This window comes from Pseudomonas sp. IT-P258 (assembly GCF_949767825.1).
Lineage (GTDB): Bacteria > Pseudomonadota > Gammaproteobacteria > Pseudomonadales > Pseudomonadaceae > Aquipseudomonas > Aquipseudomonas monachiensis.
Window position 1 is genome coordinate 70,490 of sequence record NZ_CATKPU010000032.1, and the last position, 16,476, is coordinate 86,965.

Here is a 16,476-nt window from a genome sequence, read left to right on the forward strand (position 1 = left end):
TTGGCAGTCTGAAAATCTTTGTTGTCCGTTATGGCCGGCCAACACACCACAAAACCCGAATCAATCTTGCGTTCGATAATCGCCCAAAACCCGTTTTTTACGATTGAACCATCCAGTACATTCCACGCACCATCCGAACCACAAAACCAATAACAACAGGTTCGACACCATGCCCCCGCGCCCTGCCCTCTCCGGCTGACCCGCTTCGTTTTGTGCTGATTTCAAATATTCGTCTGCAACCCCGGGTTGCGGCATCACCGCGCTTTATCCCCAAGAATTAGAGAGACCCGAGCTCATGACGTCTTCCACCGCGCAGTATTTCGTTCCCGGCCTGATCGCCATCGCCCTGGCCAGCGCCGCCCTGCCCGCCTACGCCGAGGAGTCGGGTTTTGTCGAAGGGGCCAAGGTCAACCTGAACCTGCGCAACTTCTACATCAACCGCAACTTCACCAACCCGACCAAGGCTCAGGGCAAGGCTGAAGAGTGGACGCAAAGTTTCATCCTCGACGCCAAATCCGGCTTCACCCAGGGCACCGTCGGGTTCGGCATGGATGTGCTCGGTTTGTATTCGGTGAAGCTCGACGGCGGTAAAGGCACCGGCGGTACGCAACTGCTGCCGCTGAATCATGACGGTCGCCCGGCAGACAACTTTGGCCGCACCAACGTGGCGTTCAAGGTCAAGCTGTCGCAGACCGAAGTCAAAGTCGGCGAGTGGATGCCGGTGTTGCCAATCCTGCGTTCGGACGACGGTCGCTCGTTGCCGCAAACCTTCCGTGGTGGCCAGATCACCTCGAAGGAGATCAATGGCCTGACGCTCTACGGCGGCCAGTTCCGCCAGAACAGCCCACGGGACGACAGCAGCATGGATGACATGTCGATGACCGGCAAAGCCGCGTTCACCTCCGACCGTTTCAACTTTCAGGGCGGCGAGTACGTGTTCAACGACAAGCGCACCCAGATCGGTCTGTGGAATGCCGAGCTCAAGGACATCTACAGCCAGCAATTCATCAATCTGATCCACAGCCAGCCGATCGGCGACTGGACCCTGGGCGCCAACCTGGGTTTCTTCTACGGCAAGGATGACGGCAGCGCCCAGGCCGGCGAGCTGGACAACAAGACCCTGTACGGCCTGTTTTCGGCCAAGCACGGCGGCCACACCTTCTATGTCGGGCTGCAGAAACTCACCGGCGACAACGCCTGGATGCGGGTCAACGGCACCAGCGGCGGCACACTGGCCAACGACAGCTACAACTCCAGCTACGACAATGCCCAGGAGAAATCCTGGCAAGTACGCCACGACTACAACTTCGCCGCCGTGGGCGTACCGGGCCTGACCCTGATGAACCGCTACATCAGCGGTGACAATGTGCACACCGGCACTATCACCGACGGCAAGGAATGGGGGCGTGAATCGGAACTGGGCTACACCGTGCAAAGCGGTGCGCTGAAGGACCTGAACCTGAAGTGGCGCAACTCGACCATGCGTCGCGACTACAGCAACAACGAGTTCGATGAGAACCGCGTGATCATCAGCTACCCGATCAGCCTGCTTTAAAAATCAAAAGATCGCAGCCTGCGGCAGCTCCTACAGGTGTTCACTTACCCCTGTAGGAGCTGCCGCAGGCTGCGATCTTTTTTGAAGCTGCCACCCTATTCCCGCGACTCAACCCCCAACTCATCCCACACCGACTCGGCCAGGTGGAACGTCGCATTGGCCGCCGGAATCCCGCAGTAGATTGCACTCTGCATGATGACTTCCTTGATCTCGCCACGGCTCACGCCATTGTTGGCGGCGGCGCGAAGGTGCAGTTTGAGTTCGCCCTCGCGGTTCATGCCGATCAGCATGGCGATGGTGATCAGGCTGCGGGTGTGGCGCGGCAGGCCCGGGCGGGTCCAGATGTCGCCCCAGGCGTGGCGGGTGATCATTTCCTGAAACTCCGAGTTGAACTCGGTCAGGGCGGTCAGGCTGCGGTCGACGTGGGCGTCGCCGAGGACCGCGCGACGGACTTCCATCCCCTCGTCGTAACGTTGTTTCTCATCCACAGGAAAACCCTCAGTCAGCCGACAGGAACGCCAGCACGCGCTCGCTGAACGCATTGCCTGCCTGGACGTTGGACAAATGCGCGGCGTAGAACTCGGCGTACTCGGCCCCGTGCACATGCTCTTGAATAAAATGCCCACCGGACGGTGGCGTTACCGCATCTTCGCTACCGGCAATCACCAGCAACGGCACCTTGATCGAAGACAGCTGATCGCGGAAATCGGCATCGCGCACCGCCCCGCAGTTGGCCGCATAGCCTTCTGGCGAAGTGGCCGCGAGCATGTCGGTAATCTGCTTGGCTGTCGCCGGGTTGGCTTCGGAGAAATCCGGGGTGAACCAGCGGGCAATCGACGCATCGCGCAGGGCAACCATGGCCGCCTGTCCATCGCGCAGCACCATCTCAATGCGCGGGTTCCACACCGACGGATCGCCGATTTTTGCCGCGGTGTTGCACACGATCAGTTTGCTCAGGCGCCCGCCGGCATTGATCCCCAGCCACTGGCCGATCAACCCGCCCATGGACAATCCGCAGAAATGCGCGCGCTCGATGTGCAAGGCATCCAGCAAGGCGAGCACGTCGCGGCCCAGTTGCTCGATGCTGTACGGGCCCGGCGTCACCAGCGATTGGCCGTGACCACGGGTGTCGAAACGCAGCACGCGAAAATGCTCAGTGAACGCCGGGATCTGCGCGTCCCACATGTGCAGGTCCGTGCCCAAGGAGTTGGACAGCACCAGCACCGGCGCATCGACCGGTCCATCGAGTTGGTAATGCAGTTCGCCCTCGGCGAGTTGTACAAAAGCCACAGCAAGTCTCCTTCAGGCAGTCAATGCAGAATGTTCAGCCACCGCCCGCTCGACCCAGGTCTGGGCCTGACCGAGATAGTGGGCGGGGGCCAGCAGATGATCGAGTTCAGCCGCCGACAGCTCGGCGGTCACTTGCGGTTCGTCGCCGAGGACCGCGCGCAGGTGACGTTGTTCGGCAACGGCGCGTTTGCAGCATTGCTCCAGCAGATGGTGCGCGGTATCGCGCCCAACCCGCTGCGCGAGGACGATGCTCACCGCTTCGGCGAGCACCAGGCCCTGGGTCAAATCAAGGTTGCGAGCCATGCGCCCGGCATCCACTTCCAGTCCTTTGGCGATCAACAGCGCTTGCTGCAGGCTGCCCGACACCAGGCAGCAAATCTCCGGCAGGGTTTCCCACTCGGCATGCCACAGGCCCAGGCTACGCTCGTGTTCCTGAGGCATGGCGCTGAACAGCGTCGACAGCAGACCCGGCACACGCGTCGCCGCGCCAATCAGCACCGCCGCGCCCACCGGATTACGCTTGTGCGGCATGGTCGAGGAACCGCCCTTGCCCGGCGCCGAGGGTTCGAACACTTCGGCGGCCTCGGTTTGCATCAACAGGCTGATATCACGCCCGAGCTTGCCGAGACTGCCGGCGATCAGGCCGAGCGCGGCGCCGAACTCCACCACGCGATCACGCTGGGTGTGCCACGGCTGATCGGGCAAGGTCAGTTGCAGCTCTTCGGCCAGCGCTTGGGCAATCGGCATGGCCTGCTCGCCAAGGGCCGCCAGGGTTCCGGACGCGCCACCAAATTGCAGCACCAGCAGACGCGGCTTGAGTTCGGCCAAACGTTGACGACTGCGGGTCACTGCCCCCAGCCAGCCGGCGACCTTCATGCCAAGGGTGACCGGCGTCGCATGCTGCAGCCAGGTGCGTCCGGCCAATGGCGTGGTCGCGTAGCGCTGGGCCTGGGACGCGAGGGTCTGCCCCAGTTGTGCCAGGTCGCCTTCGATCAGTTCCAGCGCGCGGCGCAGTTGCAGCACCAGGCCGCTGTCCATCACGTCCTGGCTGGTCGCGCCCAGATGCACATAGCGTTCGGCTTCGGCATCGGTGGCCGCGATCTGTTTACCCAGCGCCTTGACCAACGGAATCGCCGAATTCCCGGCCGTGGCAATCGCCTCGCCCAACGCCGCAAAGTCGTAAAGCCCGGCACGGCAAGCCGCTTCAATCGGCGCGACAGCACTCGACGGAATCAACCCTGCCCGCGCTTCGGCCCGGGCCAGTGCCGCTTCGAAATCGAGCATGGCCTGGACCCGGCCCTGATCGCAGAACACCTCACGCATATCGCGGGCAGTGAAATAGGCATCGAACAATTGATTGCCCGGTCGCTGGTTCATAAACAGTTCCTGAAGGCGCGGGCCTTTGCGACCCGCGCGTGAAGATCAAAGGTCTTGCTGCAGATACTTCGGCTGTTTCGGCAGGCGCAGGCTGAACAGGAATGCCACCGCCATCATCACCGTAACGTACCAATAGAAGGAGTTTTCCATGCCCACGGCCTTGAGGCTCAAGGCCACATATTCCGCCGAACCACCGAAGATTGCATTCGCCACCGCATATGCCAGGCCGACACCCAGTGCACGCACCTCGGGCGGGAACATCTCAGCTTTCACCAGGCCACTGATGGAGGTGTAGAAACTGACGATTGCCAGCGCCACGGTAATCAGCACGAAGGCCAGGAATGGACTGGTCACGCTTTTCAGGCTCAACAGGATCGGCACGGTGAACAGCGTGCCGAGGGCGCCGAACCAGAGCATCGAGTTACGCCGGCCGATCTTGTCGGCGAGCATGCCGAAAATCGGTTGCATGCACATATAGAGGAACAACGCGCCGGTCATGATGTAGCTGGCGGTCTTGGCCGGCATGCCGGCGGTGTTTACCAGGTACTTCTGCATGTACGTGGTGAAGGTGTAGAAAATCAGCGAGCCACCGGCGGTGTAACCGAGTACGGTGATGAACGCGGCTTTATGGTCGCGAAACAACGCGCTGATGCTGCCGGCGTCCTTGTTTTCGCGCATTTCCTTGCTGGTGGTTTCTTTCAGCGAACGACGCAGATACAGCGAAACCAGCGCCGCCATGGCACCCACCACGAAGGGAATCCGCCAGCCGTAGGCACGCAGGTCATCTTCGGTGAGGAACTGTTGCAGGATCACCACCAGCGACACCGCGAGCAACTGGCCGCCGATCAGGGTCACGTACTGGAACGAGGCGAAGAAACCGCGCTGGCCCTTGAGCGCCACTTCACTCATGTAGGTCGCGGTAGTGCCGTACTCACCGCCCACCGACAAGCCTTGCAGCAAACGGGCGAACAGCAACAGGATAGGTGCCCAGACCCCGATGCTGTTATAGGTCGGCAGGCAGGCGATCAGCAGCGAGCCGAAGCACATCATCAGAATCGAGATCAACATCGAATTCTTGCGTCCGTGCTTGTCCGCCAACCGCCCGAAAATCCAGCCGCCAATCGGTCGCATCAGGAACCCGGCGGCAAACACGCCAGCGGTGTTGACCAGTTGCACCGTGGGGTTATCGGACGGAAAAAAGGCCGGTGCGAAATAGATCGCACAGAAGGCGTAGACGTAGAAGTCGAACCATTCGACCAGGTTGCCGGACGAGGCACCGACAATGGCGAAGATCCGCTTCTTGCGTTCTTCGCCGGTATAAAGAGCTATGGGCGCAGTGGGTGTTGTCATTGTTTTTTCACTCTTTGGGGACAGTGAGAGTCTAGACACACTTAGCAACACTCCCGTTCCACAATACGTCAGCAACAAAAATCCACTGTGGGAGCGGGCTTGCTCGCGAAGGCGTAGTGTCAGTTGATAAAAATGTTGCCTGACATACCGCTTTCGCGAGCAAGCCCGCTCCCACAAGGGGATGGTGTTCACTTAATAGTCGAAGAACACCGTCTCGGCATCGGTGCCCTGCAGAATCACGTTCCACTGGTACACACCCGCCGCATCCCGCTTGGCCAGCAGCGTATTGCGACGCTCGGCCGGCACGCATTCCAGCAACGGATCGTTGACGTTGGCGGCTTCGCCATCAAAGTAAATCCGCGTCAGCAAGTGCTTGACCAGGCCACGGGCAAACACCAGTACCACCAGGTGCGGAGCCTGGGTCGTGCCTTTGAGCCCCTCGACCGTACCGGGCTTGATGGTGGTGAAACGAAAACGCCCTTCGGCATCCACCGGCACCCGGCCAAAGCCTTCGAAGTTCGGGTCCAGGGGTTTGTCCTGGTCGTCTTCCGGGTGGTCATACTTGCCGGCGGCGTTGGCCTGCCAGACTTCCAGCATCGCGTCGTTGACGATGTCGCCATTGCCATCGACCACTTGCCCGGTGATCGCCACCCGTTCGCCCAGGGTTTGTTCGACGGTCAGGTTTTCGCGGTTCAGCCAGGTCAGGCCGATGTGGTAGTACGGCCCGACGGTGTGGGACGTGGTAGCAGTCAGCGTCATCTTATTTCTCCATCGGCGTGGCGTCGCGGCCGCGCAAAACGATGTCCCAGCGATAACCGAGGGCATAGGAAGGGATGGTTTTTTCCAGATCGAACGCGGCGATCAAGCGCTCCTTGGCACTGGTATCGGGCACGCAGTTGTAGATCGGGTCGTACGCCAGCAACGGGTCGCCCGGGAAATACATCTGCGTCACCAGGCGCGTCAGGATGCTCGGCCCGAACAGCGAGAAATGGATGTGCGCCGGGCGCCACGCGTTGTGGTGGTTGCCCCACGGATAGGCACCAGGCTTGATGGTCTGGAACTGGTACCAGCCATCGGCGTCGGTCACGGTGCGGCCGGTGCCGGTGAAATTCGGGTCCAACGGTGCGTCGTGCAGGTCGCGGGCATGGGCGTAGCGACCGGCGGCGTTGGCCTGCCAGATCTCCACCAGAATCCCGGGCACCGGCAGACCGTTTTCATCCAGCACGCGACCGTGGATGATGATGCGCTCACCCTGTGGCTGTCCCTCGTGCTGGGCGGTCAGGTCGCTGTCCTTCTCATTGACGCGCTCGGCGCCGATGGTCGGACCGGTAATTTCCGACAACGAATGCGGCAGGAACACCAACGGTTTCGACGGCGAGCGCAGGTTGGTTGATTGGTAGGTCGGATGCAGGTACGGCGGTTGAGTGCCCGCCTGCGGACGACGGTAACCAGGCTTGTCAGTCATGAAACATTCCTCAGTTCTTATAAGTCTTCAGAGCGCGTCAGACGCGCTCGATCGCCAAAGCCAGACCTTGGCCGACACCGACGCACATGGTCGCCAGACCTTTCTTGCCGCCGGTTTTTTCCAGTTGATGCAAAGCGGTCATTACCAACCGCGCACCGCTCATGCCCAATGGATGGCCCAAGGCAATCGCGCCACCGTTCGGGTTGACCTGGGCCGCGTCGTCCGCGATCCCCAGTGCACGCAGCACCGCCAGGCCCTGGCTGGCAAAGGCTTCGTTGAGTTCGATCACGTCGAAATCGCTGACCGCCACACCGAGGCGTTCGATCAGTTTACGCACCGCCGGCACCGGGCCAATGCCCATTACACGCGGGGCAACACCAGCGCTGGCCATACCCAGCACTTTGGCGCGGGCAGTCAGGCCGTGTTTTTTCACCGCTTCGGCCGAGGCCAGGATCAACGCGGCGGCGCCGTCGTTTACACCCGAGGCGTTGCCGGCGGTGACGGTTTTGTCGGGGCCGTTGACCGGTTTGAGTTTGGTCAGGGCTTCCAGGGTGGTGTCGGCGCGAGGATGTTCGTCCTGGCTGACCACGGTTTCACCCTTCTTGTGAGCAATGCGCACTTCAACGATTTCTTCGGCGAAGAACCCGGCGGCTTGCGCAGCGGCCGTGCGTTGTTGACTGCGCAGGGCGAACGCGTCTTGATCGGCGCGGGACACCTTGTAGTCGTCGGCCACGTTGTCAGCGGTCTGCGGCATCGCGTCCACGCCGTACTGCGCTTTCATCAACGGATTGATGAAGCGCCAGCCAATGGTGGTGTCTTCGAGCTTCATGTTGCGCGAAAACGCGGCATCGGCCTTGCCCATCACGAACGGCGCACGGGACATCGATTCGACGCCACCGGCGATCGCCAGCTCCATCTCGCCGCTGGCGATGGCGCGGAACGCGGTGCCGATGGCATCCATGCCCGAAGCGCAGAGGCGGTTGAGGGTCACGCCAGGAATACTTTCCGGCAGGCCCGCCAGCAACAGCGCCATACGCGCGACGTTACGGTTGTCCTCACCGGCCTGGTTGGCGCAGCCGAGGAACACCTCGTCCACGGCGTTCCAGTCCACCGACGGGTTGCGCTCCATCAAGGCCTTGATCGGCACGGCAGCCAGGTCGTCGGCACGCACCGTCGACAAGCCACCGCCGAAGCGGCCGATGGGGGTACGAATCGCGTCGCAGATATAAACGTCACGCATCACGCTTCTCCGGGGGCTTGGCCGTGTGCGGCAGCGGTGCGGGCCTCGAGGTCGCGCAGCGCGGTCAGTTCGACTTCAGTCGGCTCGGCGGTTTGCTCGACATGGTCGGCAAAGCGAATCGCCCAACCGGTGGCCGCAACCACTTGCTCGCGGGTCACGCCCGGGTGCAGTGCGGTGACCACGAATTCGTGGGTGCCCTCCTCCGGTTCCATGATGCACAGGTCGGTGATGATCCCCACCGGACCGGCGCCTGGCAGGCCGAGACGCTTGCGCGAATCACCGCCCTCGCCGTGGCCGACCGAGGTAATGAAGTCCAGTTTGTCGACAAAGGAGCGCGACGACTGCTTGAGGATAATCAACACGCTCTTGGCGGATCCGGCAATCTCCGGCGCGCCACCGGCACCTGGCAGACGCACTTTCGGCGAGTGGTAATCACCCACGACGGTGGTGTTGATGTTGCCGAAACGGTCGACCTGCGCCGCGCCGAGGAAGCCGACGTCAATGCGCCCGCCCTGCAGCCAGTAACGGAAAATCTCGCCGGTCGGGACTACGGTGTCAGCGGTTTCCGCCAGTTCACCGTCACCAATCGACAGCGGCAGTACGCTTGGCTTGGCACCGATTGGACCCGATTCGTAGATCAAGACCACATCAGGCGAGGAAGTCAGGCGCGCCAGGTTGGCCGCTTTCGACGGCAGGCCGATACCGACGAAGCACACCGAACCGTTCTTCAGACGGCGAGCGGCGGCGACGGTCATCATTTCATTGGTGGTGTAAGTCATTACTTCGCCTCCGAAGCGGCGGCCAGTTTGGCCTGGAACTCGCTGAAGTCAGCGCTGCCGTGGATGTATTCGTTGATCCACGCGGTGAAGGTTTCACGGTCGCGGGCAATCGGGTCCCAGGCCTGGTAGAAGCGGTTGTCGCGCTCGTTGTAACCGTGGGCGTAGGAAGGATGCGCACCACCAGGTACGTGGCAAACCGCGCTCAAGGCCCAGGTTGGCAATACACAGGAGTTCATCGGTGCATTGAGGTCGTCGACGATTTCCTCAACGGTGACGATGCAGCGTTTGGCGGCCAGTGCGGCTTCTTTCTGCACGCCGAGGATGCCCCAGAGCAGCACGTTGCCCTTGCGGTCGGCTTTCTGCGCGTGAATCACGGTAATGTCCGGGCGCACCGAAGGCACGGCGGCCAGCACTTCGCCAGTGAACGGGCAGGTAACCGATTTGATCAGTGGATTGACCTTCGGCAGGTCGGAACCGGCGTAGGCACGCAACACCGCGAATGGCAGGCCGGAAGCGCCGGCGACGTAGGCATTGGCCAGGTCGGCATGGCTGTGTTCTTCGATTTCCAGCGCGTGGGGCCACTGCTTCTCTACGGCGTCACGCAGGCGATGCAGGGAGCCGACACCCGGGTTGCCGCCCCAGGAGAAAATCAGCTTGCGAGCACAACCGGCACCGATCAACTGGTCGTAGATCAAGTCAGGGGTCATCCGCACGAGGGTCAGGTCTTTCTTGCCCTGGCGAATGATTTCGTGACCCGCCGCCGTCGGGATCAGGTGAGTAAAGCCTTCGAGCGCGACTGTATCGCCGTCGTTTACGAATTGCTTCACCGCGTCGTGCAGCGAAAGGATTTCAGCCATTGGGGCAGGCTCCCGTTTATTGTTAACCGACAGTGGAAGAAGGCGCCGATGCGCAGCGCCGGAATGACTGAAGATTAAGCCCGTGCAAAACGCCAAACAATCCGATAATCGACTAACCGTTCGATTATCGAACATATTGTTGCCTGACTATCTTTATAGCCTGCCCCCCAAAAGATCGCAGCCTGCGGCAGCTCCTACAGATTTACACATTCCCCTGCAGGAGCTGCCTCAGGCTGCGATCTTTTACTGCTACACCACTATTTCAAACCGGAATCAGGTCGCATCCGCATGACTGACCATGCCCTTGATCACCACCGCCGTCGTTGCCAGCGCCGCCGGAATCACCAGCGCCGTCAGCACCTGCTCGAAGTTCCAGCCCAGCCCCAGCAGCGTCGCACCCATCCACGCCCCGAGAATGGCGCCGAAGCGGCCGATGCCGAGCATCCACGACACGCCGGTGGCCCGCCCCTGAGTCGGATAGAACCGCGCCGCCAGTGACGGCATTGCCGATTGCGCACCGTTGACACACATCCCGGCCACCAGTACCAGGGTCGCCAGGATTGTGATGTTGCCCAGGCTCTGCCCTACCGCGTAGGCAAACACCCCGGCCAGCAGGTAGAAAGTGCCGATGACCTTGTGCGGATTGAACCGGTCCATTGCCCAGCCCACGCCTACCGCACTCAAAACGCCACCGAACTGGAACAGCGCGCCGATGAAGGCGGCCTGCTCCATGCTCGCGCCACTGTCACGCATCAGGGTCGGCAGCCAACTGGTCAGCAGGTAAACGATTACCAGGCCCATGAAGTAAGTCAGCCACAACAGCAAGGTGCCGGTGCTATAGGTACCGGAGAAGATCACCGCGAACACATTGCGTGCCTTTACGGATTTCTGTTCCGGCACGCTGAAGCTGGACGCCTGGGCCACTACCGTCGGGTCGATCGGCGCCAGTGCCTTGCGCACTTTGTCCGTGCCGCGGTTGCGCACCACCAGGTAACGCGCCGACTCCGGCAGCCAGAACAGCAGAACGACGGCGAGGATCAGCGGCAAAACTCCGCCGATCAGCAACAGGCTGTGCCAGCCAAAGGCCGGAATGAGCTTGGCCGAGATAAATCCGCCGCCAGCCATGCCGAGGTTGAAGCCGCAGAACATGCTGGTCACCAGCAGGGACTTCTTGCGCTCCGGGGTGTACTCCGACAGCAGCGTGGTGGCGTTCGGCATGCCGGCACCCAGACCCAGGCCGGTCAGGAAGCGCAACACCAGCAACTGATCGACATTGGTGCTGTAGGCCGAGGCCAGGCTGAAGGCACCGAACAAGAGCACCGCGCCGACCAGTACGACTTTTCGCCCGAAGCGGTCAGCCAGAGGGCCGGAGCCCAGTGCGCCGAAGACCATGCCGATCAACGCCGCACTCATCACCGGGCCGAGACTGGCGCGGTCGATACCCCAGTCCTGGGACAGGGCCGGGGCGATGAAACCCATGGCCGCAGTGTCGAGGCCATCGAGGAAGACAATCAGGAAACACAGGATCACCACGCGCCACTGGTAGCGCGAAATGGGTTGGGCATTGATGAAGGACTGCACGTCGAGGCAGTTACCTACAGCAGACTGAGGCTGGTTCATTATTTTTATTCCACGGATCGCAGTCGAACGGTGTCAGCAGATGCTGACGAAGCCGCGACAGTAATGATCCGGAGGAAACAGCGTCAATTCGATAAACGCGACTCTGTGCGTTTATCGAACAGCTTAGGCAAACAGCTGGGCGCTGAGGTCTCGGCTGGCACTCAACAAACCGGGCAGGAAACGCTGCTCCAGTTCATTGCGGCTGACCCGCCCCGCATGGGTGCTGACGTTTAGGGCCGCAACCACCTGCCCGGAAGCGTCGTACACCGGGACGGCAATCGAACGCAGCCCTTGCTCGAGTTCCTGGTCGACGATGCACCAGCCTTGCAGTCGTACTTCTTGCAGGCATTCGAGTAGCGCCTCGGGGGTGTGGATCGTGCGGCTGGTCTTGGCCTGCAATTCGGCGTGGTCAAGGTATTCGCCCAGGGACGTGTCATCCAGCGCGGCCAGCAGGATGCGCCCCATCGACGTGCAATAGGCCGGCAAGCGCCCACCCACCGACAGATCCACCGAAATCAGGCGCTGGGTGGTCGCGGAGCGGGCGATGTACAAAATGTCATCACCCTCCAGCGTGGCCATGTTGCAGGCCTCGTGCAGTTGTTCGCTCATGCGGTCCAGGTAAGGCTGGGCGGAAACCGCCAGCGGCGTGGATGACACATAGGCATGACCGAGGGTCAGCACTTTGGGCAGCAGCGAATAGGTGCGGCCGTCGGTGGTGGCGTAGCCGAGCTTGATCAGGGTGTGCAGGCAACGGCGCACGGCGGCGCGGGGGATTTCCGTGCGGTGGCTGATCTGGGCGATGGTCAGGTGCCGCTTGCGCTCCTGGAACGCTTGCACCACGGCCAGGCCACGGGCCAGGGACGTCATGAAATCCGGGTCGCCGGTCAGCGCCTGGATCCGTTTGGCTGGTGAGGCAACGATGGGAGGAGCCACTGAAGCGAAGGAATTGCGCATTTGATCGTTCATACAAGGTCCTTTTACCCATTCGGATCAGCGACTATTACAAAGGGCTGGCGCCTGACGCTCAAGCCCGGCCTGCCAACTCCGTGCGATTATCGAACGATCGACCGATAATCGCAATCCACCCTATGAACAACCCGATCCACCGACGCCCGGTTTTCGCCGACTCTCACCCCCATGTTTACGTTGACTCGGCACAGGACTTAATGGGGCAATCCAATTACCGAAACTTACCTGACTTAATGGCGTCAGAAAGGCATCGCAGCGATCTGGTATCAGTCGCCGCTCTACTTCATTGTAAAGTTGCAGGCAACAAAACGGTCACACACCAAGAACAACTTTTAACTCTTTGGAGATAGTGTTCTTCAAATCGGCCGCTATAATACAATTTAGTAGCGCTCCGGTTTTTTACTTGCCGAACCCGCTGCCCGGCAACGCGCTGATCCATCGCCGTTGCCCGTTGCAAGCGCCAGATTCGCATTGCACAGCCTTGCCGATGCGCTTGCCGAACCAGGAAACTGAAGCTACGTCAGCTGTTTATCTCTGGTGCCGTGGCCGCCTGTGACATGGAAGTATTGATCACGTTGTTGTCAAAAACGATGCCTTGACGGCATTGTCTCATTCGACGAACGTGATCAAACGATTTGATGCAGCGCGTTTTCACCAGAATTTATCCCAACTCAATCAGGTAGCACTGTGACGAAAGACGAACTGCGCGCGGAACTAGAGCGCCAGGAACAACGTTACAAGGAAGTTTACGGCGGAGAAGTCACCACTTACGCCGCTCAGCCCGAACCGGAACGCAAACCCTGGCGTAAACGCGCCACTGTTCAGGATCAGGTTTTCCAGCAGGAAATTCAAAAAATGGAAAAGGAACTCAAAGCCGAAGAGCCATGACTGCTTCGGCCTGATCCTGACAAAGGCCTGCCTCTGCACCCGCTAAAAGCGGGATGTATGGATGCTGCCTTTCGCGCCCGCTACGAGCGGGCAGCGGCCATCACCGTCGCCGAATCCGACAGAATTCCGGGATCTGACCTATTTCTCAGATTTTTCTCACATCCGTTCAAGCCCCTCTTAACGGGCCGTGAAGGTTTTTTGACAGTGTGTTTTTTCAATTAAATCAATGACTTAAAAAACGCAGCAAAACCGTGGGTTTTCAGGTACGGCGGCAAAAAAATTCGTTGAAGAATGTTACCGATGAGCAGCTAGTGCATTGATTAGCAGTCTTTTCTGGCATAATCGCGCCCCCTTATGACCGGGTCAGAAAACCTTCATGATCGATTTATTCAGCGGACTGGATGCTTGGGTGCTTGTGAGCCTCTTGCTCGCCCTGGCCTTTGTCCTCGCCTTCGAGTTCATCAACGGCTTTCATGACACCGCTAACGCGGTGGCGACCGTTATCTACACCAAAGCCATGCCGCCTCATCTGGCGGTGTTCTTCTCCGGTGTGTTCAACTTCCTCGGCGTGCTGCTGGGCGGGGTCGGCGTGGCGTATGCCATCGTCCACCTGTTGCCGGTAGAACTGCTGATCAATGTGAACACCGGTCACGGGCTGGCCATGGTGTTCTCCTTGCTCGCCGCCGCCATTACCTGGAACCTGGGCACCTGGTACTTCGGTATTCCCGCGTCCAGTTCCCACACGCTGATCGGTTCGATTCTCGGTGTGGGCCTGGCGAACGCCTTGATCAACGACATACCGTTGGCCGATGGCGTGAACTGGCAGAAGGCGATCGATATCGGCATGTCGCTTGTGTTCTCGCCGATGGCCGGCTTCCTGATCGCCGCGCTGATCCTGATCGGCCTTAAATGGTGGCGTCCACTGTCGAAGATGCACAAGACGCCGGAACAGCGCCGCAAGATCGACGACAAGAAGCACCCGCCATTCTGGAATCGCCTGGTACTGGTGATCTCGGCCATGGCCGTGAGTTTCGTGCACGGTTCCAACGATGGCCAGAAAGGTATCGGCCTGATCATGCTGGTCCTGATCGGTATCGTGCCGGCGCAGTTCGTCCTCGACCTGAACAGCACGACCTACCAGATCGAGCGGACTCGCGACGCCACGTTGCACCTGAGCCAGTTCTACCAGCGTAATTCCGAAACACTGGGCGAGTTCCTGGCCCTGGGCAAGAGCCTGGATGGCGATCTGCCGGAGAAATTCCGTTGCAACCCGCAACAGACCGAACCGACCATCACCGCCCTGCTCGGCACCCTCAAGGGTGTAGCCGACTACCACTCGCTGCCGTCGGAAAGCCGCATCGAAGTACGTCGCTACCTGCTCTGCCTGGACGACACGGCGAAGAAAGTCAGCAAGCTGCCAACGCTCGCCCCCCGTGAAAAGGCTGACCTGGACAAACTGCGCAAGGACCTGACCACCACCACCGAATACGCTCCGTTCTGGGTGATCCTGGCGGTTGCACTGGCCTTGGGCCTGGGCACCATGGTCGGCTGGAAACGCGTGGTACTGACCATTGGCGAGAAAATCGGCAAGCAAGGCATGACCTACTCCCAAGGCATGTCGGCGCAGATCACCACCGCCAGCCTGATCGGCATGGCCAACATCTTCAGCCTGCCGGTTTCCACCACCCACGTGCTGTCCTCGGGCGTGGCGGGCACCATGGTCGCCAACAAGAGCGGCCTGCAAAGCGGCACTGTCAGAACCATCCTGCTGGCCTGGGTATTGACCCTCCCAGCCACCGTGGCCCTGTCGGCCGGATTGTTCTGGCTGGCCTCGAAGGCCCTTGGCAGCTGATAAGCAGCCAAATCAGAAAAGGCGCGCTCCTTGCGGAGCGCGCCTTTTTTATTGCCATCTACCAGACACTTAAGTCTCCCACAGTGGCTCCATGCACTCTGGCAGATTTTCAAAGGCAAAAAAAAGGGCAACCGAAGTTGCCCAAAATGCCTTGCGTGCTCATTACATCTGGAAAGAACTGCGGTTATTTCCGCTTGTGCGAATCCTTCCAGATAAAAAGTCCGAACCCTGCAAAAAATACAAACATGAGGCTGACAGTCAGCACTCCGGCGATCACCACGTTGTCGAAAAACATGACGCGTCTCCTGTACCTGCCCTGTTGCGATAGGGCTAAGTTAACCAAACGGGCAGGAGAGAATATTGACCGGGATCAATGTCGCCCGAGACTGGGCAAGAGGAAGGGAGAAGTTTGACCCGCATCAATGAATGCGGGGGGATTTCAGCGTTTTTTCGGTTTGTTCTTCGGCTTTTTTTTAGCCTTGCCCAACGGCATGGCCTGTTCGAACGCCTGGCGAACTTCATTGAGCCGCTTTTCATTGAGGTCATGAACGCGCTTGGCGCGCTCGGCATTGAGGTCAATCAGTTTGTCGTCTTGGCTCATGGCGGTCAGTGCATCGCTTGAAATGAGTTTCAGCTGCCGTAGCGGTCGGCAACCCTGCGCTAATAATGCGGCTTGATGACTGAGCTGACCAGCCTGCGCTCAAATCTCGATATCGACCCACAGCCCCTGCCGCGGCTGATCTTCCATCAGCGGTGCCACCGGCACGGTGTTATCGGCATTGAGTTCATCCCCGGGAATCGCCATGTGAGCCTCGGGGTCATGATCGGCCTCGTGGCGACGTCGCTCCTGCTCCTGCCTGCGGCGCTGTTCCTCGCGCAGCACCAGCCCGTCCTCTTCAGGATTGCGCTTTTGCAGATCGATGGTGCTTTCACTGGAGCTTTCCTGCACCGGCACCACCGGAGGAATATCCGGACGCTGACGGATCGGGTCGGTCTGTGAAGTGATCGGCACGGCACTCAAGGGGAGCATCGGTGGCAGCATGGTTTTCAGTCTCCTGTCAGCAGGCTGTCGGCTGCGGGGATGGCGACTTGAGCCATCGGTCGCAAACTGTGACTCATTTGGCACTCATTAGTGCACCGGGCGGCGCGTCATGCACAGGTGGACTAACGTATGACTGTGAGTTTTTCTGAGAGTCCTTTGGCCCTGAAGCCCTCATTCCGTTAAGATAGCCCG

At 60.2% G+C, this 16,476-nt stretch carries 17 protein-coding genes; 3 read left to right on the forward strand and 14 right to left on the reverse strand.

Annotated features, from left to right (window positions below):
* Window positions 1–295: 295 nt before the first annotated feature.
* Entirely contained in the window at window positions 296–1,555 is a 1,260-nt protein-coding gene (locus tag ACM6G4_RS12910; RefSeq protein WP_414913834.1) for an OprD family porin, read from the forward strand.
* A 95-nt stretch (window positions 1,556–1,650) separates the two neighbouring features.
* Here the strand turns inward: ACM6G4_RS12910 and pcaC are convergent, their stop codons facing one another.
* From pcaC to pcaR, 11 genes are all read right to left on the reverse strand, one after another.
* A complete protein-coding gene (pcaC, locus tag ACM6G4_RS12915) occupies window positions 1,651–2,043 on the reverse strand; it encodes a 4-carboxymuconolactone decarboxylase (RefSeq protein WP_056720797.1) in 393 nt (130 codons plus the stop codon).
* Between the two features lie 10 nt (window positions 2,044–2,053).
* The gene (gene pcaD, locus ACM6G4_RS12920; protein ID WP_414913835.1) at window positions 2,054–2,845 is read right to left on the reverse strand and encodes a 3-oxoadipate enol-lactonase; all 792 of its coding nucleotides are present in this window, start codon (window positions 2,843–2,845) and stop codon (window positions 2,054–2,056) included.
* A gap of 12 nt (window positions 2,846–2,857) precedes the next feature.
* Window positions 2,858–4,222, reverse strand: coding sequence for a 3-carboxy-cis,cis-muconate cycloisomerase (locus ACM6G4_RS12925; protein WP_414913836.1), 1,365 nt, complete (start codon window positions 4,220–4,222; stop codon window positions 2,858–2,860).
* A gap of 45 nt (window positions 4,223–4,267) precedes the next feature.
* Window positions 4,268–5,572, reverse strand: coding sequence for an MFS family transporter (locus ACM6G4_RS12930; RefSeq protein WP_223541658.1), 1,305 nt, complete (start codon window positions 5,570–5,572; stop codon window positions 4,268–4,270).
* Window positions 5,573–5,764: 192 nt separating this feature from the next.
* The gene (gene pcaG, locus ACM6G4_RS12935; RefSeq protein ID WP_414913837.1) at window positions 5,765–6,331 is read right to left on the reverse strand and encodes a protocatechuate 3,4-dioxygenase subunit alpha; all 567 of its coding nucleotides are present in this window, start codon (window positions 6,329–6,331) and stop codon (window positions 5,765–5,767) included.
* 1 nt (window position 6,332) lies between these two features.
* Window positions 6,333–7,037 carry a protocatechuate 3,4-dioxygenase subunit beta gene (gene pcaH / locus ACM6G4_RS12940; protein ID WP_414913838.1) on the reverse strand — a complete coding sequence of 235 codons (705 nt, stop codon included), beginning with the start codon at window positions 7,035–7,037 and terminating at the stop codon, window positions 6,333–6,335.
* 37 nt (window positions 7,038–7,074) lie between these two features.
* The gene (gene pcaF, locus ACM6G4_RS12945) at window positions 7,075–8,280 is read right to left on the reverse strand and encodes a 3-oxoadipyl-CoA thiolase (protein ID WP_414913839.1); all 1,206 of its coding nucleotides are present in this window, start codon (window positions 8,278–8,280) and stop codon (window positions 7,075–7,077) included.
* Complete coding sequence (locus ACM6G4_RS12950) at window positions 8,277–9,056, reverse strand: CoA-transferase subunit beta (protein WP_056720807.1); 780 nt, start codon at window positions 9,054–9,056, stop codon at window positions 8,277–8,279. The genes pcaF and ACM6G4_RS12950 overlap by 4 nt, the downstream gene beginning before the upstream one ends.
* Window positions 9,056–9,913: a CoA transferase subunit A gene (locus tag ACM6G4_RS12955; protein WP_008054173.1), complete on the reverse strand. Its 858-nt coding sequence runs from the start codon at window positions 9,911–9,913 to the stop codon at window positions 9,056–9,058. The genes ACM6G4_RS12950 and ACM6G4_RS12955 overlap by 1 nt, the downstream gene beginning before the upstream one ends.
* Window positions 9,914–10,186: 273 nt before the next feature.
* Window positions 10,187–11,533: an MFS transporter gene (locus ACM6G4_RS12960; protein ID WP_056720808.1), complete on the reverse strand. Its 1,347-nt coding sequence runs from the start codon at window positions 11,531–11,533 to the stop codon at window positions 10,187–10,189.
* Between the two features lie 123 nt (window positions 11,534–11,656).
* Window positions 11,657–12,499 carry a pca regulon transcriptional regulator PcaR gene (pcaR, locus tag ACM6G4_RS12965; protein WP_008054175.1) on the reverse strand — a complete coding sequence of 281 codons (843 nt, stop codon included), beginning with the start codon at window positions 12,497–12,499 and terminating at the stop codon, window positions 11,657–11,659.
* A gap of 690 nt (window positions 12,500–13,189) precedes the next feature.
* On the opposite strand from pcaR, the gene ACM6G4_RS12970 reads away from it, so the two are divergent.
* Together ACM6G4_RS12970 and ACM6G4_RS12975 are read left to right on the forward strand one after the other, a co-directional pair.
* Window positions 13,190–13,390: a hypothetical protein gene (locus tag ACM6G4_RS12970; RefSeq protein WP_008054177.1), complete on the forward strand. Its 201-nt coding sequence runs from the start codon at window positions 13,190–13,192 to the stop codon at window positions 13,388–13,390.
* A 376-nt stretch (window positions 13,391–13,766) separates the two neighbouring features.
* Entirely contained in the window at window positions 13,767–15,242 is a 1,476-nt protein-coding gene (locus ACM6G4_RS12975) for an inorganic phosphate transporter (protein ID WP_414913840.1), read from the forward strand.
* A 184-nt stretch (window positions 15,243–15,426) separates the two neighbouring features.
* Here ACM6G4_RS12975 and ccoM read toward each other — a convergent pair whose 3' ends face one another.
* From ccoM to ACM6G4_RS12990, 3 genes are all read right to left on the reverse strand, one after another.
* On the reverse strand, window positions 15,427–15,537 hold the full coding sequence (gene ccoM / locus ACM6G4_RS12980; RefSeq protein ID WP_007976669.1) for a cytochrome c oxidase subunit CcoM: 111 nt from the start codon (window positions 15,535–15,537) through the stop codon (window positions 15,427–15,429).
* Between the two features lie 144 nt (window positions 15,538–15,681).
* Window positions 15,682–15,843 carry a hypothetical protein gene (locus ACM6G4_RS12985; RefSeq protein ID WP_008074569.1) on the reverse strand — a complete coding sequence of 54 codons (162 nt, stop codon included), beginning with the start codon at window positions 15,841–15,843 and terminating at the stop codon, window positions 15,682–15,684.
* Between the two features lie 99 nt (window positions 15,844–15,942).
* Window positions 15,943–16,284, reverse strand: a complete 342-nt coding sequence (locus ACM6G4_RS12990; RefSeq protein ID WP_056720814.1) for a hypothetical protein — start codon at window positions 16,282–16,284, stop codon at window positions 15,943–15,945.
* Window positions 16,285–16,476 lie beyond the last annotated feature (192 nt).